The organism is Desulfobacter sp., assembly GCF_050177295.1.
Genome location: NZ_JBFXHE010000166.1, coordinates 1 through 4,884, shown reverse-complemented (window position 1 = coordinate 4,884; position 4,884 = coordinate 1). Strand labels below are relative to the sequence as shown.

The following is a 4,884-nucleotide window of genomic DNA, read 5'->3' as shown; positions in this document are numbered from 1 at the left end:
GGCGCAAAGTAGATGGTCTGCTCTCCGCCGCCCCGGGACTCGGGCAATGGCTGTTTATACGCATTTTTGTCCAGCACATAGGCTTTTTGAATTTCCACGCCATAGTGGGCTAAAAGTTTTTCAAGGCCGGTGTCGACCGGGGCGAATGAGGGCATGCCCATCATGCCGCCCTGGCCCTGCTGCTCTTCAAATGCATCGGCAAAAACAGCGATATTGGTGCCCTTCATCAGGGCCTGGTCAATCTGGAACAGTTCATAATCGGAAAAGTGCTGGGTGGGTTTGGCAATTACCAGGCAGTTGAGTCCCTGGGGAATGCCTTCATCTTTAAGGGGGATCTGTTTGATATTGTATCTTGATCCCACAAGCTGATCAAAAATGGTAAGACCGTTTCCTGCCTGGCCCTGCATCATGGCCATGCGGTCCGGTCCAAGGGCGGGGCAGCCATGATCGGACAGATACCCGATATCCTTGTTGATACCGATCAGTTTTTCCATGACTGCTGTAATCTCTTCACCAAGCCCCCGGGGATCCGCCATCTGATAGGTGGTGCCGATGATCGGAAGCTCCACTGCCGTGATCAGGGGCAAAGTCCGGGTCTTGCCTTTATATTCCACCACAAGGCCGGCTGTGCCTGCACCTGCCTTGATATTTTTTTCAGGCACGTCAGGCCAGTGCATGGCCATGAGATTATATTTTTTTGCGACTTTTTCAAGTTCGTCCGGGTCTGAGATATCCTTGCGTTCAAACTGAAAAATACCCAGGTTTTTTCTGTTCAGATGTTCCACAGCCCCTGCCACCTCATCGCCAAGATGCGGGAGTTCGTCCAGCCCGATCAAAGGCGCCAGGGCATTAAGCCCGGAAGACATATACATGGTGATATTAATTTTATCTGTCTGGCGCAACAGTGCGGACACCTTATTATTAAGCTTGCGGATGGCGCAGGTCAGCTCGTATTCAAGGCCGTCCGTGGCAGTGATGGCCGGGATTTTTTCTATGAGGTCCCCATGGAGGAAGACCAGGCCCATGTAAGCGTTTTTAAATTTCAGCTCATCGTTTTCCATCACCCTGATCTGGACCGGTGATATCCCATAATCCCGGGCCATTTCACGGTTCTGGTCCGCATTATCTCCCATGTCGGTTTCCTGGGATACATTATAAAAGGTGAAGTTGAAATATTGTCCGGCCTGGGCTGCGTATTCCGTGAGCAGGTCCCTTAAGTACCGTTCCGTATTATTGTGGGGGGCGGGCAGGTTTTTTGAGAAAAACACTTTGATGTTCAAGGGTTCGGACAGGGTGGACACAGCCTGCTTGCTGGCATCGGACAGGGAATAGATTCGGTTGGCAGTCAGATCAAATCTGAAAAACAGGCTTAATCCCGCCACATTCAACAGAACGATAACAACGGCATACAGGATAAATTTCAGATAATATTCTTTAAGGAAAGGCTTACCCATGGTGACTCCTTAATTTTTTTCTTTCATGGCAATGTCGGTTGAGAAAATAAAAATAAAGATCACGGATGCAAAGTAAATAAGGTCCCTTGAATCAATGATGCCCTTGGAAATATTTGTGAAATGGGCATTGGCGCCAAGGTATTCCACAACCGGCACAAGACGTTCGGGAACAAAAAACAGCATCCGGTCAATAATGGTCAGGGTAAAACATATGGCGCACCCGATAATAAATGCGATGATCTGGTTGCGGGTCAGGGCCGAGGCAAACAGTCCGATGCTGCAGTAAGCCCCGCCAAGAAGCATCGTCCCGAGGTATCCGCCGATCACAGGCCCCAGGTCCAAACTGCCGATAAAGGAGATGAACAGGGGGTAGGACAGGGTGGGCACCAGCATGGCCGCGGCAAAGGCGCTTGCCGCAAAAAATTTGCCCAGGGCAATATGGGTAAAGGAGACCGGCATGGTCAAAAGGCTTTCATAGGAGCCCACGTTTTTTTCTTCGGCAAACATGCGCATGGTCACTGCCGGAATAAAAAAGGAGAAGGTTATGGGCAGAAGGGCAAAAAAGTCCCTCAGGTCGGCACGCCCGTAAATAAAAAAGGTGGAAAAGAAAAACCACCCCGTAACTATGAGAAAAAGGGAGATAACAATATATGCAACAGGTGAAATAAAATAGTCCTTAAATTCCTTTAAGGCAATGGTTTTGATCGGTGTCATGGGTTTAAGCGCCCTCCTGTGTCAATTCGTGGAAAATTTCTTCAAGGGCTAAGGGTTGTCTTACAAGCTCGGTGATAATCCAGTCGGTATTTTTAATGGACAGGTAAAGATCCTGGCGGATGTCTTTATCTTCTTTGCAGCACAGCTCAACGCTTATGCCTTCACTGGCAGGCGTGTCTGTCACAGTGATGTCAAGGCTTGCATCAAAGGCTTTAAGATGGGCAAGGGCTGCTGTTCTCTCTGCATTGCGCACTGTCAGCCGGACCACGCTGCGGTGCCGGGCATTTTGTTTTAACTGCCCGGTGCTGTCGTCAGCCACTTTTTTACCCTTGTGGATGATGGCGATCCGGTCGCAGGTGGCTTCGGCCTCGGAAAGGATATGGGTGGAAAAGATAATGGTCTTTTCCCTGCCAATGCCTTTGATGATATCACGGATTTCTGCGATCTGGTTGGGGTCAAGGCCCGAGGTGGGTTCGTCAAGGATCAGGATATCCGGGTCGGACATCAGGGCCTGGGCCAGCCCCACCCGCTGGCGAAGCCCCTTGGACAGATTGCCGATGGGCCTGGCCATGATGCCGGACAGCCCGCACAGCCTGCCTAATTCCCTGAACCGGGACAGCCTGTGTCCGGGATCATCCATCCCTTTAAGCCGTGCCACATAATCCAGGTAATCATATACCAGCATATTGTGGTACAACGGCGCGGATTCGGGCAGATATCCGATCATGGATTTTATTTTCAGGGTCTCTTCCGGCATGTTGAGATCATTGATCCTGATGGTGCCGGATGTGGGGGTATAAAATCCTGTGAGCATCCTCAATGTGGTTGTCTTGCCTGCCCCGTTGGGGCCGAGAAGGCCAAGTATTTTGCCGGGTTCAATGGTGAGGCTGACGTTGTCAACCGCACAGAAATCACCGTAATACTTGGTCAGGTTCTGAACATCAATCAATGTCGTCTCCTAAAAATCTTCAAGTACTTTGCTTTTTTCAAGGAACGCATCCACGTCCCCTGCTGTTCGTTTCATATGGTCTATCAGTTTTTCAAGATGCCGGCAAAAGGGGTCGTCTTCGCCTAAAGTCACTGCCGATTCCCGGTAAAGCGAAAGAAAGTCGTTCAAACGGCTTTCCAAATTCCCGGCCAGTTTTTTTCGTTCTTCATGCCTGATTTTTTCAGACTGGATAACGGATTCCAGTTTTTTGATGGAATACTCAACCAGTGCATCCCGGGGCATGTTATAGGTTTCGGAGATGGCCGTCAATGCCTCAATGGTCTTACGGCTGAGTACAAAGGTTTTCTGCTTTCTCTCCAGCTGCTTGAACTTGCGTATCCGGATGGTCTGGGCCAGTTGATCCAGTGCTGAATGGTCTTCAATGATGTGATCAAACAGGGATTTTTGTTTGATGCCCATGTGGACGGCCACAAGGCCGATGGCATCAATGGCTTTCTGGGAAAGTTTGAATGTTGCCCTGACCGATTGTTTGCCCCTTAAATCAAACATGGACAGTTCGGCAAAGGGGTCATTGGGTTTCGCCATGTGTTTTCCTTTTCGGAACGCTGTATTATTGCAGCTTCGAGATTTCAAAAAGTAATACATATTTATTATGGTTGCGTATATTAGCTTAAACGGTCAAGCGGATCAATGATTAATGGCTGGATGACCAAAATGTAATGGCTCATGTTGCGTTTCAGGATCTTATTTGATCAAAAGCCCCACAAGCGAATGGAGCAGGCCCTTGGGATTCATAAGGTGTAGATAAAAAAAATTACCCTTTACAATTATACGACCCTGAAACGCAACATGATCTTGCAGACTTTATCTTGACAAACCGCATCGTCCTGTCCTAAATGAGGAGAATCAAAAAAATGATTTTCAAATAATTAATCGGTAATTTTAGCTGATAAATCGGACGATCATTTGTAAAACATCATCATAATCATAAAGGGGTGGAGATGTTAGATCTCACCGTTGTGTTGCTCACATACGCAGGCGTCAAGCTTTATGAAAAATTTATAAAAGACGAACCTGGGGAAAAACAGGCGGCTGAGACGCATCCGGAGGAACAGCGCCGGGACGAAGAAGAAACCTTGGACCTGGAAGTGCCACTGGAAGTGCAAAAGGATCAGGAAGATCCGGCCCGGCCCGAAGACCCCGGGGCCCTTGCGAAATTAAAGCGGTCACATTACCAGCAAATGAGTGCGGTCACCCTGGGCACCGCTTTTTTACGCTATATATCCCCCACCTTTACACTGCTCAATATCGCGGCTTACACCTACACCATGCTCCCTTTTTACCGCCAGGTGGAAACCTCTGTCAGACAGCGGCTTCTCAAGGACGGCAAGGTGGACACCCACCTTCTCATGGGGATCGGCAACCTGCTGCTGCTGGGCACGGGCCGTTACATCACGGCCGGTATCGGCCTGGGATTTGTCTATGTGGGGGACGCCATCCAGGCCAAGGCGTCGGAAACAGCGGAGAAAAAACTCACCAGCAACCTGGTTGACAGTCTTTTCGACCCCCACCAAAAGGTCTGGATCGTCAAACAGGGGGCCGAGCTGGAGAGTTCCCTGGAAGAGGTGGGACAGGGCGACATTTTGGTGATCCGGGCCGGAGAAACCATTCCCATAGACGGCCAAGTGGTGTCGGGCATGGCCAGCGTGGACCAGCACGCCTTTACCGGCGAATCCTACCCGGTTGAAAAAGGCATCGGAGAACCGG

General features: G+C 49.7%; 4 protein-coding genes and 1 pseudogene. 1 reads left to right on the top strand and 4 read right to left on the bottom strand.

Annotated elements, in window-relative coordinates; genetic code table 11:
* The 4 genes from AB7U36_RS12590 to AB7U36_RS12575 all read right to left on the bottom strand — a co-directional run.
* Positions 1-1,454, bottom strand: a 1,454-nt coding sequence (locus AB7U36_RS12590) for a GldG family protein (protein WP_428160115.1), incomplete at its 3' end; no start/stop codon positions are given.
* A 9-nt stretch (positions 1,455-1,463) separates the two neighbouring features.
* Entirely contained in the window at positions 1,464-2,168 is a 705-nt protein-coding gene (locus tag AB7U36_RS12585; protein ID WP_428160114.1) for an ABC transporter permease subunit, read from the bottom strand.
* Between the two features lie 4 nt (positions 2,169-2,172).
* Positions 2,173-3,117 (bottom strand): ABC transporter ATP-binding protein, encoded by a 945-nt coding sequence (locus AB7U36_RS12580; RefSeq protein ID WP_428160113.1) that lies wholly within the window; start codon positions 3,115-3,117, stop codon positions 2,173-2,175.
* A gap of 9 nt (positions 3,118-3,126) precedes the next feature.
* Positions 3,127-3,702, bottom strand: a complete 576-nt coding sequence (locus AB7U36_RS12575) for a hypothetical protein (protein ID WP_428160112.1) — start codon at positions 3,700-3,702, stop codon at positions 3,127-3,129.
* A gap of 416 nt (positions 3,703-4,118) precedes the next feature.
* Between AB7U36_RS12575 and AB7U36_RS12570 the strand changes: the two are divergent.
* Positions 4,119-4,884, top strand: a pseudogene (locus tag AB7U36_RS12570) (hypothetical protein); the annotation flags it as partial.